Source organism: Pseudomonas sp. B21-032, assembly GCF_024748965.1.
In the GTDB taxonomy this organism is placed as follows: domain Bacteria; phylum Pseudomonadota; class Gammaproteobacteria; order Pseudomonadales; family Pseudomonadaceae; genus Aquipseudomonas.
In genome coordinates this window covers 470,255-482,583 of the sequence record NZ_CP087180.1, presented here as the reverse complement: position 1 = coordinate 482,583, position 12,329 = coordinate 470,255, and the positions used below count along the sequence as shown (strand labels likewise).

Sequence of the window (12,329 nt, the reverse complement as noted above, 5' to 3'; positions counted from 1 at the left end):
GAGACGCCCATGGCCATCGACTGGATCTGCAAACACCACAGTGACATTGGCAAGGAACAACTCTATGCCATTCTGCGACTGCGTACCGAAGTGTTCGTGGTCGAACAGAAATGTGCCTACCAGGAAGTCGATGGCCAGGACCTGGAAGGCGACACCTGCCACCTGATGGCCTGGGAAGGTGACCAGTTGCTGGCGTACCTGCGTTTGCTCGATCCACAGTCCCAGGGCGGTGACGTGGTCATAGGCCGGGTGCTGATCGCCCCCGAGGCACGTGGTCGTGGACTTGGCCATGAACTGATGGAGCATGGGCTCAAGTACGCAGAGCATTACTGGCCTGAAGTGCCGGTGTACCTGTCAGCCCAGGCGCACTTGCAGGGCTACTATGCACGCCATGGTTTCAAGGTGGCGGGAGAGGAGTATCTGGAAGACGATATCCCACACATTGGTATGCGGCGGGACTAGCAGCATCGCCGCTCAAGTCGGGTCGCCGCACCGCCGCTCCCACAATTATGTAAGAGCGGGATTGACCCGCGATGGGGCCTTCAGGGATAGCCCAGCACTTCACGAATACCACGCAAATGCTGGGTGATCCACTGCTTGTCGATCGCCCCCCAGTCGCGAATCCGGTAGTGCCCGGCATGATTGCGCGCCCCTGCCTGCTGCTCGAACTCACAGACGATGTCCAGGTCGGCCAGGGCGGCAATGGTGTCCTGGGCGGTGCGCCGCGGCATGCCGGTGGCTTCCATCAAGGCCGGGACGGTGCTGGCAGTCTGGCTGTCGATCAGCCAGGCGACATACAGCCGGCGGTAGAAACTGCTCTTGGTCTTGCTCACTTCCATTGGCAAATCCTCAGGGCCTACAGGCTGGCGGGCAGCTCGCGGTAGGTCAGGTAAACGCGCAGGTCGAATTCCAGTTGATGGTAGCCCGGCTGCATATATTCACAGAGCTGGTAGAACGCCTTGTTGTGATCGGACTCTTTCAGGTGCGCCAGTTCGTGCACCACGATCATCTTCAGAAACTGCGGCGCCGCCTCCTTGAACAACGAAGCGATGCGGATTTCCTTCTTGGCCTTGAGCTTGCCGCCCTGCACCCGCGACACCGCCGTGTGCAGGCCGAGCGCGCGGTGGGTGAGGTCAAGGCGGTTGTCGAACAGCACCTTGTCGAGGTTCGGCGCGTTGCGCAGGTGCTCCTGCTTGAGCGCCTGGGCATAGCTGTACAGCGCCTTGTCGCTTTGTACCGCGTGCCGGTCCGGGTAGCGCTGCTGCAAGTAGTCGCCCAGGCGATTGCTGGCAATCAACTGGCGGACCTGGTCTTGCAGGGCGGGCGGATAGGCTTGCAGGTACTTGAGCACGGTCATGGGCAAAACGGCTGACGGTAAAGGCGCCAGTGTACCCAACTACAGCTGCTGCCAGGCAAAAAAGCCCGGAAACGCCCCGGCATCACTGGCCGTCATCGGTCGCGCCACCAAAAAGCCCTGCACATATTCGCAGCCGTTGGCCTGCAGCCAGTGCGCCTGATCGAGGGTTTCGACACCTTCGGCGATCACGCTGATTGCATACTGGCGACACAGGTCGATGACGCAACGCACCAGCGCCGCGTCCGCTTGCGAGCCGGGCAAGCGTGCGACCAGGTGGCGGTCGAGTTTAAGCGTGTCGATTGGCAGGTCGCGCAGCAGCCGCAGCGAACAATCGCCCGCACCAAAATCGTCGAGGGCGATGCGCACGCCCAGCTCGCGCAACTTGTGCAACTGTTTCAAAGCCACGTCGTTATTGACCATCAACGACGTCTCGGCCACCTCGACCTCCAACTGCGCCGGATCAAGGCCCTGGATGGCGATCACCCGGCCCAGTTCCTCGGCCAGGTTGGGCATGGCGAACTGCACGCGGCTGAGGCTAATGCCCAGCACCAGTGGCGGCTCGAAGCATTCCTGCCAGTCACGCCGCTGCGCCGCGCCCTGGGCGTATATCCAGCTGGCCAGGCGCGAAATCAGCCGCGCCTCTTCCAGCAAGGGCAGGAACAACCCCGGCGGCACGTCGCCGACACTGGGGTGCTGCCAACGCAGCAGCGCCTCGAAGCCGCGCAGACGGCCGTCGGCAAATGCCACCTGCGGCTGGTAGACCAGGCTGAAATCCTTGTGCTCGATGGCGCTGCGCACCGAGTCTTCGAGCATCAGCCGCGAGCGCGCCCGGCCATTGAGGTCCTGGTCGTAGTAGCGATACTGCTGGCGCCCGGCCTGCTTGGCCGCATACATCGCAGCGTCGGCCGCGCGCAGCAGGCCGTCGAGGTTGGCGCCGCAATCGGGGTAGGTGGCAATGCCGATGCTCACGCCGAGGGTCACTTCCATGCCCTCTATCTGCTGGCAGATCGACATGCGCTCGATCACCCCCTCGGCGAAACGCGCCGCCTGCTCGGGGTATTCCAGGGCATCGAACAAGGCGGTGAACTCATCGCCGCCCATGCGCGCCAGGATCGCATTGGCGCCCAGGCAATCCTTGAGCTGCTCGGCGACCCAATGCAGCACCCGGTCGCCGGCCTCATGGCCGAGAAAATCATTGATGCGCTTGAAGCCGTCAAGATCCAGGTACATCAGCGCCTGGGTCTTGTCGCTGCGCTCATTACGCACCAGGGCGCTTTCAGCGGCCTGGTAGAAGCCACGGCGGTTGAGCAGCCCGGTCAAGGGGTCGGTAACCGCCTGAAACTCCAGTTGCTGGTGCAGGTGACGCACCACCGACATGTCCAGCACCGTCACCACCATGGCGCGCTGGCCGTCGGTCAATGGCGAGCACGACAGCGCTACCGGCACCGGCTGGCCGCCGGCGGTACGCAGCAGGGCATCGTGGATACGGAAGATCTGCCGCTCCAGGTAGGCCTGGTAGAACGCCGATTCGGCCCACAAGGTCATCCCCGGCGACTGCACGAAATCCAGCAGGTTGGCACCTTGCAGCAGCTCGACCGGGGCTTGGAGCAATTGCGAAATGGCCGGGTTGGCAAAGCTGATCTCACCCTTTTCGCCCACCACCAGGATGCCTTCGGCGGCATTGTTGAGCACCGACGCGTTGAACGCCCGCGCCGCTTCCAGGTCGCGGCTCAAGCGCTGCAGCGAGCGCCGGTTGCGCTGCTGCTCGAGCAGGGCCTGAACCTTGGGCTTGAGGATTTGCGGATCGAAGGGTTTGAACAGGTAATCCACCGCACCACTGGCATAGCCCTTGAGCACAGCGGCCTGGGACTGTTCGTTGGCGGTGAGGAAGATGATCGGCGTCAACCGCGTACGCTGGCTACCGCGCATCAGGCGGGCAACCTCGAAACCGTCCATGCCCGGCATCTGCACATCGAGCAGCACCAGGTCCACTTCATGTTCGAGCAGCGCGCTCAGGGCTTCCGTCCCCGAGCTCGCGGTGAGTACTTGCCAGTCCTGGCGGGCCAGCAAGGCCCGCATGCTGATCAGGTTTTCCGGATAATCGTCAACGACCAGCAGTACTGAGCCGCTATCGTGTGACTGAGGTTGCGCGCAATCCATGCTGCTTCTCTTAAGGCACCAATGCCGGGCTTCGGCTGAAATCTGTGCGTAACTCTAGACCCGGCTGCCGTAAATCTGAAGTCAGCACATTGCCATCATGGGCGGAATGGCCTGTTAGCCGACTAACGGTCTGTCCGCCCGGGCCATGCGCATTGCCTTCCTGGCGCGCAGGCACAAAAAAGCCCGCATCGCTGCGGGCTTTTCTGTTCAGGCTTAGTTGACCTTGGCGGCCAGCTCACCTTTGGCGTAGCGCTGGAACATCGCTTCGAGGGAGATCGGCTTGATCTTCGAGGCGTTACCAGCAGTGCCGAAGGCTTCGTAACGGGCGATGCAGACGTCGCGCATGGCCTTGACGGTTTCGCCGAAGAACTTGCGTGGGTCGAATTCGCTCGGGTTGGTGGCCATCAAGCGACGCATGGCACCGGTGGACGCCAGGCGCAGGTCGGTGTCGATGTTGACCTTGCGCACGCCGTACTTGATGCCTTCGACGATTTCTTCAACCGGCACGCCGTAGGTTTCCTTGATGTCGCCGCCGTACTGGTTGATGATCGCCAGCCACTCTTGCGGTACCGAGGACGAACCGTGCATCACCAGGTGGGTGTTGGGGATGCGCTTGTGGATTTCCTTGATGCGGTCGATCGCCAGCACGTCGCCGGTAGGCGGCTTGGTGAACTTGTAGGCACCGTGGCTGGTACCGATGGCGATGGCCAGGGCATCGACCTGAGTGCGTTTGACGAAGTCGGCGGCTTCTTCCGGATCGGTCAGCATCTGGCTGTGATCCAGTACGCCTTCGGCGCCGATACCGTCTTCTTCACCGGCCATGCCGGTTTCCAGCGAACCCAGGCAGCCCAGCTCGCCTTCAACCGAAACGCCGCAGGCGTGAGCCATGGCAACGGTTTGCTGGGTAACACGGACGTTGTAGTCGTAGTCAGTCGGGGTCTTGCCGTCTTCGCCCAGCGAGCCGTCCATCATCACCGAGCTGAAGCCCAGCTGGATCGAGCGCTGGCAGACGTCAGGGCTGGTGCCGTGGTCCTGGTGCATGCACACCGGGATGTGCGGGAATTCTTCGATCGCAGCCAGGATCAGGTGGCGCAGGAACGGCGCGCCGGCGTATTTGCGGGCACCGGCCGAGGCCTGGACAATCACCGGGGAGTCGGTCTTGTCAGCGGCTTCCATGATGGCGCGCATCTGCTCGAGGTTGTTGACGTTGAAAGCTGGAACGCCGTAGCCGAATTCAGCGGCGTGGTCCAGCATCTGGCGCATGCTAATGAGTGCCATTGTGTATCTCTCTCCCGACAAGCGTCGTTTTTCGTGCAAGCCTGCCGCAGCGGCGGTTGCTATTCAAGTAGTGTGGGCCTTCGAGGCCCGGCCAGTCACGGCGCCTTGCAGCCCCGCCCTATCAAATCGTTGGTGGCGACCCAGTACACCAGGCCTTCGTCACCCTTGCTGTGGAACGCCAGCACTCCATCGCTGTACAACGCACCCGAGCCACTGGGCTCCGGCTTGAGCCGGTAGACCTGGTCGCCGCCACCCAGGCGTACGTCCACCTCCTGCTGGCTGCTGTCGGCAAAGCGCCAGAGCACTTCAACCTGGCTGTCGCAGACCCAGCGGGTCCAGTTGTCGGCCGGTGCCGGCGCAGGCTTGAGGCTTGCGCAACCACCGAGTACTGCCAGGGCCATCAAGGCCGCAACCGCTTTCATCCAATATCCTCTAGCAGACCACAAACCGGCCGGTAGGTTGCCGTGAACCGATCAAGGGCAACCCTGGGCCCGGCGCTGATGTTCGTCGTCGTATTTTTCCAGGCCATCCGGGCCCAGCCTTTTGTTGATCACCGGTGCCGTTTCAGCCTGCCATTCAGACTGATAGCAGCCGCCTTTCGGCGCGCCGGGCTTTGCCGGCGCCTGCTCCGGGTTACTGGAGCAAGCGCCGAGCAGACCGGCCAGGATAATCACAGGCAATTGCTTGACCATGCAGGTCGCTCCCTTTGCCAGGCCGAATGGATCAGGCCTTGGCTCGCTGTTCCAGCACTTCAACGGCCGGCAGCACTTTACCTTCGACGAACTCGAGGAAAGCACCGCCACCGGTAGAAATGTAGGAGATTTGCTCGGCAACGCCATATTTGTCGATGGCCGCCAGGGTATCGCCACCACCGGCAATGGAGAACGCCGCGCTCTCGGCGATGGCCTGGGCCAGGACCTTGGTGCCATTACCGAACTGGTCGAATTCAAACACGCCGACCGGGCCGTTCCAGAGGATGGTCTTCGACGACTTCAGCAGCTCGGCGAAGTTGGCCGCGGTTTGCGGGCCGATGTCGAGGATCATGTCGTCTTCGGCAACGTCGGCAACCAGTTTGACGGTAGCGGCGGCGCTTTCGGCGAATTCCTTGGCAACCACGACGTCCACTGGCAGCGGTACGTTGACCTTGGCAGCGATGGCCTTGGCGGTGTCGATCAGGTCAGGCTCGTACAGCGACTTGCCGACCGGGTGACCGGCCGCGGCCAGGAAGGTGTTGGCGATGCCGCCGCCGACGATCAGCAGGTCGCAGATCTGGCTCAGGCTGTTGAGTACGTCCAGTTTGGTCGACACCTTGGAGCCGGCAACGATCGCCGCCATCGGCTTGGCCGGGGCTTTCAGGGCCTTGCCCAGGGCATCCAGCTCGGCCGCCAGCAGCGGGCCGGCAGCAGCGACCTTGGCGAACTTGGCCACGCCGTGGGTCGAGCCTTCGGCGCGGTGAGCGGTACCGAAGGCGTCCATCACGAACACATCGCACAGGGCGGCGTACTTCTGCGCCAGCTCGTCGGCGTTCTTCTTCTCGCCCTTGTTGAAGCGCACGTTCTCGAACAGGACGATGTCACCGGCCTTGATTTCGACACCGTCAAGGTAGTCGGCAACCAGCGGCACGTCGCGGCCCAGGGCCTTGCTCAGGTACTCGGCGACCGGCTTGAGGCTGTTCTCGGCAGAGAACTCGCCTTCGCTCGGGCGGCCCAGGTGCGAGCAGACCATCACGGCCGCGCCCTTTTCCAGGGCCAGCTTGATGGTCGGCAGCGAAGCGAGGATGCGCGCATCGCTGGCAACCACACCGTCCTTCACAGGCACGTTGAGGTCTTCGCGGATCAGTACGCGCTTACCTTGCAGATCGAGGTCGGTCATCTTCAACACGGTCATGAATGCAGTCCTTCAGGGCTGTTTACAAGTGGAGCGGGTTTGATTGACGACGTGCAGAAAGTGATCGGCAACGTCGAGCATACGGTTGGCAAAACCCCATTCGTTGTCGAACCAGGCCAGCAGGTTGACCAGCCGGGGGCCGGAAACGCGGGTCTGGCTGGCATCGACAATCGCCGAATGCGGGTCATGGTTGAAATCACAACTGGCGTGCGGCAGTTCAGTGTAGGCCAGCAGCCCCTGCAGCGGGCCGCTCAGGGCGGCTTCGCGCAGCACCCGGTTGACCTCGGCCGCAGTGGTGTCGCGGGCGGTCTGCAGGGTGATGTCCAGGCACGACACATTGACAGTCGGCACGCGTATGGCTTTGGCCTGAATTCGCCCGGCAAGTTCCGGCAGCAGCCGTTCGATACCACGGGCAAGGCCCGTGGACACCGGGATCACCGACTGGAACGCCGAACGGGTACGGCGCAAGTCTTCGTGGTGATAGGCGTCGATGACCGGCTGGTCGTTCATCGCCGAGTGGATGGTGGTAATCGACACGTACTCCAGGCCAAAAGCCTGGTCCAGCACCCGCAACAGCGGCACGCCGCAGTTGGTGGTGCAGGAGGCGTTGGACACCAGCTTCTCGCTGCCGTCCAGGCAATCCTGGTTGATTCCGTAGACCACCGTGGCGTCGACATCCGCCTCGCTGGCCATGGGCTGGGAAAACAGCACCCGCGGCGCGCCGGCGTCGAGAAAACGCATGGCATCGGCGCGGGTGTTGTAGGCGCCGGAGCACTCCAGCACCAGGTCGACGCCCAGCGCCGCCCAGTCGATCCCTTCCGGGGTGGCACTGCGCAAGACTTTCACGCAGTCGCCATTGATATGCAGACAATCGCCGTCGACCTTCACCTCTCCGGGGAAACGCCCGTGGGTGGAGTCGAAGCGTGTCAGGTATTCGATACTGGCCTGGTCGGCCAGGTCGTTCAGCGCAACGATCTCGAAGCCCGCCTTCGCCCCCCGTTCAAAGAGTGCGCGCAAGACGCAACGACCAATACGGCCGTAGCCGTTGAGTGCAACTTTGTAAGGACGCGATTGGGGCATGGGATGCTCACGGAACAGAAGCGTTATCTGCAATCGCGGGGCAAGCCCGCTCCTACAGAACTGTAGGAGCGGGCTTGCCCCGCGATGATTCCAGCACTGTTGATCAGTCTTCCAGCAGCTCTTCAGCAGTACCCAGGATGTTTTCCAGGGTGAAACCGAACTCTTCGAACAGGGCCGATGCAGGTGCCGACTCGCCGTAGGTGGTCATGCCGATGACGCGGCCTTCGAGGCCGACGTACTTGTACCAGAAGTCGGCGTGGGCCGCTTCGATGGCGATCCGCGCGCCGACTTGCAGTGGCAGTACCGACTGCTTGTAGCCAGCATCCTGGGCATCGAACACGCTGGTCGACGGCATCGACACGACGCGGACCTTGCGGCCTTGCTCGGTCAGCTTGTCGAACGCCTGAACCGCCAGGCCGACTTCGGAACCGGTGGCGATCAGGATCAGCTCAGGCTCGCCGGCGCAGTCCTTGAGGACGTAGCCGCCGCGGCTGATGTTGGCGATCTGCCCGGCATCACGCTCTTGGTGCTGCAGGTTCTGACGCGAGAAGATCAGCGCCGACGGGCCGTCTTTACGCTCCAGGGCAAACTTCCAGGAGACCGCCGACTCGACGGCATCGGCTGGGCGCCAGGTGTCCAGGTTCGGGGTGCTGCGCAGGCTGGTCAGTTGCTCGATCGGCTGATGGGTCGGGCCGTCTTCGCCAAGACCAATGGAGTCGTGGGTGTAGACGTGGATGACCCGCTGTTTCATCAGCGCCGACATGCGCACCGCGTTGCGGGCGTATTCCATGAACATCAGGAAGGTCGCGCCGTAAGGCACCAGGCCGCCGTGCAGGGCGACGCCGTTCATGATCGCGGTCATGCCGAACTCGCGCACGCCGTAGAACATGTAGTTGCCGCTGGCGTCTTCAGCGCTGACGCCTTTGCAGCCTTTCCACAGGGTCAGGTTGGAACCGGCCAGGTCAGCCGAGCCGCCGAGCAGTTCAGGCAGCAGCGGGCCGAAGGCGTTCAGGGCGTTCTGGCTGGCTTTACGGCTGGCGATGGTCTCGCCCTTGGCCGCGACTTCAGCGATGTAGGCTGCTGCTTTCTCGGCGAAATCGGCCGGCAGGTCACCGCTCAGGCGACGCACCAGTTCGTTGGCCAGCTCCGGGTGTGCGGCGGAGTAGGCAGCGAAACGCTGGTCCCACTCGGCTTCGACGGCCTTGCCGGCTTCCTTGGCGTCCCACTCGGCGTAGATCTCAGCCGGGATTTCGAACGGGCCGTGGTTCCAGTTCAGCTCTTTGCGCGCCAGGGCGATTTCGTCGTTGCCCAGCGGAGCACCGTGGCAATCTTCCTTGCCCTGCTTGTTCGGCGAGCCGAAACCGATGATGGTCTTGCAGCAGATCAGGGTCGGCTGCTCGCTCTTGCGCGCGGTGTCGATGGCGGTGCGGATTTCGTCGGCGTCATGGCCGTCGACATTGCGGATCACCTGCCAGTTGTAGGCTTCGAAACGCTTAGGGGTGTCATCGGTGAACCAGCCTTCGACTTCGCCGTCGATGGAGATGCCGTTGTCGTCGTAGAAGGCGATCAGCTTGCCCAGGCCCAGGGTACCAGCCAGGGAAGCGACTTCGTGGGAAATACCTTCCATCATGCAACCGTCACCCAGGAACACATAGGTGTGGTGGTCGACGACGTTGTGGCCTGCGCGGTTGAACTGGCCAGCCAGGACTTTTTCCGCCAGGGCGAAACCGACGGCGTTGGCCAGGCCCTGGCCCAGCGGGCCAGTGGTGGTCTCGACGCCCGGGGTGTAACCGAACTCCGGGTGGCCCGGGGTACGGCTGTGCAGTTGACGGAAGCTTTTCAGGTCGTCGATCGACAGGTCGTAGCCAGTCAGGTGCAGCAGCGAGTAGATCAGCATCGAACCGTGGCCGTTGGACAGCACGAAGCGGTCGCGGTCGGCGAAGTTCGGGTTGGTCGGGTTGTGCTTCAGGTAGTCACGCCACAGAACCTCGGCGATATCCGCCATGCCCATAGGGGCACCGGGGTGGCCGCTGTTGGCCTTTTGCACGGCATCCATGCTGAGGGCACGAATGGCGTTGGCACGCTCACGACGGCTGGGCATCGCTTATCTCCTGGGTGTTGAATTAGTTACGAAACGAAAAAAGGCGGCCATTTTCGCCCAGGCACGTGTCCGGGGGCAATGACGGATGGTCGATGCAGCATGATTTTCCTGTGATTGAGCAAAGAATCAGGCGTTAACCCGGGCAAACAGCCGGATCGGTCGCTTGGCCTGCGACGAATTGCCCCGCTTATCGAGCAATATCAAAACTTTTTGATATTGGCCTTGCGAGGCAATCGTTGCCTGACTAGACTGCCGCTCCATGAACCTACCCGTGCCGTCGATCCGCCAAGAGCAAAGCGATGCGCTGGCTGCCCTGTGCAAAGCCGGCGGCGATCCGCTGCGCCTTAACGTATTGCGCGCCCTGGCCAGCGATTCGTTCGGCGTACTGGAACTGGCGCAGATCTTCGCCATTGGCCAGTCGGGCATGAGCCATCACCTCAAGGTCCTGGCCCAGGCAGGCCTGGTCGCGACCCGTCGCGAAGGCAATGCGATCTTTTACCGCCGCGCCCTGCCCGATGGCCTGAGCCTGGGCGGCAAACTGCATGCGGCATTACTTGAAGAAGTCGACGGGCTGAGTCTGGCCGATGAGGTCCAGGCCCGTATCGCCCAGGTGCAACAACGCCGGGCTGCCACCAGTCAGGACTTTTTCCTGCGTGTCGAAGAAAAATTTCGCGCCCAGCAGGATTTGATTGCCGGCTTGCCGCAGTACCGCGAAAGCTTGCTGGCCCTGCTCGACAAGCTCAGTTTTGAAGCCGCCGCCGAGGCCCTTGAAGTGGGCCCCGGCGATGGCGAGTTTCTTCCCGAGCTGGCCCGGCGCTTTGCCCGGGTCACCGCCCTGGACAACAGCCCGACCATGCTCGACCTGGCCCGTAGGGTCTGCGAGCGTGAAGGTCTGGCTAATGTGAACCTGCAGTTGGCCGATGCACTCAGTGCAACGGATGTGGAAGCCGACTGCGTAGTGCTGAACATGGTCCTGCACCATTTCAGCGCCCCGGCCGAAGCCCTGCGGCAGCTGGCCAACCGCGTGAAACCAGGCGGAAGCCTGTTGGTAACAGAGTTGTGCAGCCACGACCAGAGCTGGGCCAGAGAGGCCTGTGGCGATATCTGGCTGGGCTTCGAGCAGGACGACCTGGCCCGTTGGGCCAGCGCTGCGGGACTGGCTCCCGGGGACAGCCTCTATGTGGGCTTACGTAATGGTTTCCAGATTCAGGTCCGCCATTTTCAGCGACCGGCTGGCGACATCACCATCGGTAAATTTTAGGAACCCGTCGAGATGAGCGAATACTCCCTTTTCACCTCCGAGTCCGTGTCTGAAGGGCATCCGGACAAAATCGCCGACCAGATTTCGGATGCGGTGCTGGACGCCATCATCACCCAGGACAAATTCGCCCGCGTGGCGTGCGAAACCCTGGTAAAAACCGGCGTCGCGATCATCGCTGGCGAAGTCACCACCTCGGCCTGGGTCGATCTGGAAGACATCGTTCGCAAAGTCATCGTCGATATTGGTTACAACAGCTCCGACGTTGGCTTCGACGGCGCGACCTGCGCGGTCATGAACATCATCGGCAAGCAATCGGTAGACATCGCCCAGGGCGTTGACCGCAGCAAGCCTGAAGACCAGGGCGCCGGCGACCAGGGCCTGATGTTCGGCTACGCCAGCAACGAAACCGACGTGCTGATGCCAGCACCGATCTGCTTCTCGCACCGTCTGGTCGAGCGCCAGGCCGAAGCGCGCAAGTCCGGCCTGCTGCCGTGGCTGCGCCCGGACGCCAAATCGCAGGTTACCTGCCGTTACGAAGGCGGCAAGGTAGTGGGTATCGACGCCGTGGTGCTGTCGACCCAGCACAACCCTGAAGTGTCGCAAAAAGACCTGCAGGAAGCGGTGATGGAGCTGATCGTCAAGCACACCCTGCCGGCCGAACTGCTGCACAAGGACACCCAGTTCCACATCAACCCGACCGGCCAGTTCATCATCGGTGGCCCGGTAGGCGACTGCGGCCTGACCGGTCGCAAGATCATCGTCGACAGCTACGGCGGCATGGCCCGTCACGGCGGTGGCGCGTTCTCCGGCAAGGACCCGTCCAAGGTTGACCGCTCCGCCGCCTACGCCGGGCGCTACGTGGCCAAGAACATCGTCGCCGCCGGCCTCGCCGAGCGTTGCGAGATCCAGGTTTCCTACGCCATTGGTGTCGCTCAGCCGACGTCGATCTCGCTGAACACCTTCGGCACCGGCAAGATCTCCGACGACAAGATCGTCCAGCTGGTGCGCGAGTGCTTCGACCTGCGTCCGTACGCGATCACCACCATGCTCGACCTGCTGCACCCGATGTACCAGGAAACCGCTGCCTACGGTCACTTCGGCCGTATCCCGCAGCAGAAGACTGTCGGCGACGACACCTTCACCACCTTCACCTGGGAACGCACCGACCGCGTCGACGCCCTGCGCGCTGCTGCCGGCCTGTAAGG

At 62.7% G+C, this 12,329-nt stretch carries 12 protein-coding genes; 3 read left to right on the top strand and 9 right to left on the bottom strand.

The features are described 5' to 3' along the window. Nucleotides 1-9 precede the first annotated feature (9 nt). The gene (locus tag LOY54_RS02150; protein WP_093376860.1) at nucleotides 10-462 is read left to right on the top strand and encodes a GNAT family N-acetyltransferase; all 453 of its coding nucleotides are present in this window, start codon (nucleotides 10-12) and stop codon (nucleotides 460-462) included. A gap of 80 nt (nucleotides 463-542) precedes the next feature. On the opposite strand, the gene LOY54_RS02145 is transcribed toward LOY54_RS02150, so the two are convergent. The 9 genes from LOY54_RS02145 to tkt all read right to left on the bottom strand — a co-directional run bounded on the left by LOY54_RS02145 (nucleotide 543) and on the right by tkt (nucleotide 9,863). Further along, nucleotides 543-839, bottom strand: coding sequence for a helix-turn-helix domain-containing protein (locus LOY54_RS02145; protein ID WP_093376863.1), 297 nt, complete (start codon nucleotides 837-839; stop codon nucleotides 543-545). A gap of 17 nt (nucleotides 840-856) precedes the next feature. Then, complete coding sequence (locus tag LOY54_RS02140; protein WP_045193804.1) at nucleotides 857-1,357, bottom strand: YgjP-like metallopeptidase domain-containing protein; 501 nt, start codon at nucleotides 1,355-1,357, stop codon at nucleotides 857-859. A gap of 39 nt (nucleotides 1,358-1,396) precedes the next feature. Then, entirely contained in the window at nucleotides 1,397-3,517 is a 2,121-nt protein-coding gene (locus LOY54_RS02135; RefSeq protein ID WP_258609036.1) for a bifunctional diguanylate cyclase/phosphodiesterase, read from the bottom strand. Nucleotides 3,518-3,730: 213 nt separating this feature from the next. Further along, entirely contained in the window at nucleotides 3,731-4,795 is a 1,065-nt protein-coding gene (gene fba, locus LOY54_RS02130) for a class II fructose-bisphosphate aldolase (protein ID WP_043863595.1), read from the bottom strand. 95 nt (nucleotides 4,796-4,890) lie between these two features. Continuing rightward, nucleotides 4,891-5,217, bottom strand: coding sequence for an MliC family protein (locus tag LOY54_RS02125; protein WP_045193810.1), 327 nt, complete (start codon nucleotides 5,215-5,217; stop codon nucleotides 4,891-4,893). A gap of 51 nt (nucleotides 5,218-5,268) precedes the next feature. Further along, nucleotides 5,269-5,487 (bottom strand): hypothetical protein, encoded by a 219-nt coding sequence (locus tag LOY54_RS02120; RefSeq protein WP_045193812.1) that lies wholly within the window; start codon nucleotides 5,485-5,487, stop codon nucleotides 5,269-5,271. 31 nt (nucleotides 5,488-5,518) lie between these two features. After that, complete coding sequence (locus LOY54_RS02115; protein WP_045193813.1) at nucleotides 5,519-6,682, bottom strand: phosphoglycerate kinase; 1,164 nt, start codon at nucleotides 6,680-6,682, stop codon at nucleotides 5,519-5,521. A 12-nt stretch (nucleotides 6,683-6,694) separates the two neighbouring features. After that, nucleotides 6,695-7,762, bottom strand: a complete 1,068-nt coding sequence (epd, locus tag LOY54_RS02110) for an erythrose-4-phosphate dehydrogenase (protein WP_258609035.1) — start codon at nucleotides 7,760-7,762, stop codon at nucleotides 6,695-6,697. A 103-nt stretch (nucleotides 7,763-7,865) separates the two neighbouring features. Continuing rightward, entirely contained in the window at nucleotides 7,866-9,863 is a 1,998-nt protein-coding gene (gene tkt, locus LOY54_RS02105) for a transketolase (protein ID WP_093376877.1), read from the bottom strand. A gap of 259 nt (nucleotides 9,864-10,122) precedes the next feature. Here tkt and LOY54_RS02100 point away from each other — a divergent pair, with 259 nt between their 5' ends. Both LOY54_RS02100 and metK read left to right on the top strand, forming a co-directional pair. Continuing rightward, nucleotides 10,123-11,124: a metalloregulator ArsR/SmtB family transcription factor gene (locus LOY54_RS02100; protein WP_258609034.1), complete on the top strand. Its 1,002-nt coding sequence runs from the start codon at nucleotides 10,123-10,125 to the stop codon at nucleotides 11,122-11,124. Nucleotides 11,125-11,136: 12 nt separating this feature from the next. Next, a complete protein-coding gene (metK, locus tag LOY54_RS02095) occupies nucleotides 11,137-12,327 on the top strand; it encodes a methionine adenosyltransferase (RefSeq protein WP_038997515.1) in 1,191 nt (396 codons plus the stop codon). Nucleotides 12,328-12,329: the final 2 nt, after the last annotated feature.

What these genes read in the sequence shown, in the direction of transcription:
- LOY54_RS02150 (WP_093376860.1), top strand. Translation starts at nt 10, where the DNA reads ATGGCCATCGACTGGATCTGCAAACACCACAGTGACATTGGCAAGGAA.
- LOY54_RS02145 (WP_093376863.1), bottom strand. Translation starts at nt 839, where the DNA reads ATGGAAGTGAGCAAGACCAAGAGCAGTTTCTACCGCCGGCTGTATGTC.
- LOY54_RS02140 (WP_045193804.1), bottom strand. Translation starts at nt 1,357, where the DNA reads ATGACCGTGCTCAAGTACCTGCAAGCCTATCCGCCCGCCCTGCAAGAC.
- LOY54_RS02135 (WP_258609036.1), bottom strand. Translation starts at nt 3,517, where the DNA reads ATGGATTGCGCGCAACCTCAGTCACACGATAGCGGCTCAGTACTGCTG.
- fba (WP_043863595.1), bottom strand. Translation starts at nt 4,795, where the DNA reads ATGGCACTCATTAGCATGCGCCAGATGCTGGACCACGCCGCTGAATTC.
- LOY54_RS02125 (WP_045193810.1), bottom strand. Translation starts at nt 5,217, where the DNA reads ATGAAAGCGGTTGCGGCCTTGATGGCCCTGGCAGTACTCGGTGGTTGC.
- LOY54_RS02120 (WP_045193812.1), bottom strand. Translation starts at nt 5,487, where the DNA reads ATGGTCAAGCAATTGCCTGTGATTATCCTGGCCGGTCTGCTCGGCGCT.
- LOY54_RS02115 (WP_045193813.1), bottom strand. Translation starts at nt 6,682, where the DNA reads ATGACCGTGTTGAAGATGACCGACCTCGATCTGCAAGGTAAGCGCGTA.
- epd (WP_258609035.1), bottom strand. Translation starts at nt 7,762, where the DNA reads ATGCCCCAATCGCGTCCTTACAAAGTTGCACTCAACGGCTACGGCCGT.
- tkt (WP_093376877.1), bottom strand. Translation starts at nt 9,863, where the DNA reads ATGCCCAGCCGTCGTGAGCGTGCCAACGCCATTCGTGCCCTCAGCATG.
- LOY54_RS02100 (WP_258609034.1), top strand. Translation starts at nt 10,123, where the DNA reads ATGAACCTACCCGTGCCGTCGATCCGCCAAGAGCAAAGCGATGCGCTG.
- metK (WP_038997515.1), top strand. Translation starts at nt 11,137, where the DNA reads ATGAGCGAATACTCCCTTTTCACCTCCGAGTCCGTGTCTGAAGGGCAT.